At 37.8% G+C, this 1684-nt stretch carries 1 protein-coding gene; it reads right to left on the reverse strand.

Going from position 1 to position 1684, the window contains the following annotated elements:
- Nucleotides 1-1536, reverse strand: a 1536-nt coding sequence (locus tag A918_RS0100200; RefSeq protein WP_022709104.1) for an autotransporter outer membrane beta-barrel domain-containing protein, incomplete at its 3' end; no start/stop codon positions are given.
- Nucleotides 1537-1684 lie beyond the last annotated feature (148 nt).

Raw genomic sequence — 1684 nt, forward strand, 5'->3', positions numbered from 1 at the left:
TGGCGGGCCTGGTGGAACAGGAGGCCCCGGGGGGGATGGTGGAGAAACAATAGAGCTGCGTAAATACCAGTTACCGTCATCTGTTGAAGGGAGGCCTTTTTCGAGCGTATAGGCATAAGCGCCAGCGATAATGGCATCTTTTTCATCGGATGTGGTGTAATCAGGATTACCCAGAAACATCGTAGCGTCTGACTGCCCGTCTACTTCAATGATCTGAATGCCGTTGACAGTGGAGGCACCGTTTCCATATTTATTTTGTACTATTATAGCTGATGAGCCTAATGTAATTCCGGTAATATTTATTTTGTCAGTGAAGGAGTAGTCATCATCTAAATTTACATCAATAACAATTTTACTGTTTTCATTACCAATGTAACTTCCATTGATTTTCATTTCAAAAAAATTTGAGCTGTCACCCGGTGATAAAGTTGCATCACTAGAGATATCTGAAATATTTACAAATCCTGATAGTGTAGATGTGTCTCGTAGAAATACTTTATTCTCAATGGTTAATATATTTTTTTGTGATCCGGTATGTATGTAGGAGTTGTTAAATACGTATATTTCCCCTCTTCCTGTAATGTTGCTATTTAAATTGTACACTCCATTTGTGTTGAAGAAATTTATTAACGCTATCCCCTCTCCTGTTTCTATTGAATTGGCAATAAATTGACCGCCTGACTGGGTGTTGCTACCAATGTTAATTGTTCCTTTTGAGCCAGGTTTTTGGGCGATAATAATCTTATTGGCCGTTTGCAATGTTGCATTGTTTAGAAGGGTGATTGTGGCGTCACCACCTTCAGCTAAGATAACATTGTCACGTGATAATAATTTGCTGTCTGCATCCGATATTGTTGCTTCAAAATCGGAGTTTTGAATTTTGGCTAAAGTCAAATTTTCAGTAAAAATTTGAGCGCCCTCAGTGATATGTAGACTCGTAAAGCCTTTATTTGCGAAGGTTGTTTGGCCAAGGGTTGCCTGAGTTCCTGAATCTTTCGCAAAAATTTGCAATGAGGATGCGTAATCTTCACCTGTTGAAAATATGGAATTTGTGTTGGTTTGGATTAAACTTGCGCCAGATTGCAGTACAATCTTAGTTGGACCTGGATTGTATCCATGATTTAAGTTTCCGCCGATTGAAAGTTTTCCGTTGCTGGAAATGCTTATTGTATTTCCAGTTTCTGCTTTTTCAAGCAGAACGAATTCTATTACATTGAGTGTTCCTCCATCAATATTTAACTTTGGAGAGTCTGTGCTGGTTGTTGCACCAAAACTTAATTGATTTATTGTGGTGTTATTACCAGATGTAATTGATGGGGCGAAAATAGCAGATTTACTAAATATTACCCTGTCGGCCTCTCCTGGTATGCCATTGACCTCGGCCCCGTTGCCTTTCGCCCAGTTACTTGTCTCAAACCAGTTTGTGTTAACTGTTCCGCTCCAAGTGTATTCTGCTGCATGTAAAATACTTGGTTGGGAATATAATATCGTTGTAGATAAAATTAATGCGTAATATTTATTTGATTTAAGAACCATGATTATCTCCTTGGTTCTTAATTGATATGTTTAATGTTTACTCATATCAGCTGTTATATTTAACAAGATTTTAATTTATATGATAATTTAACGTTTATAAATCTACGCTGTGACTTTTATAGCAAAACGCCGCTGAATTTCTTCAGCG

The organism is Pseudochrobactrum sp. AO18b, assembly GCF_000409565.1.
GTDB lineage: Bacteria > Pseudomonadota > Alphaproteobacteria > Rhizobiales > Rhizobiaceae > Pseudochrobactrum > Pseudochrobactrum saccharolyticum.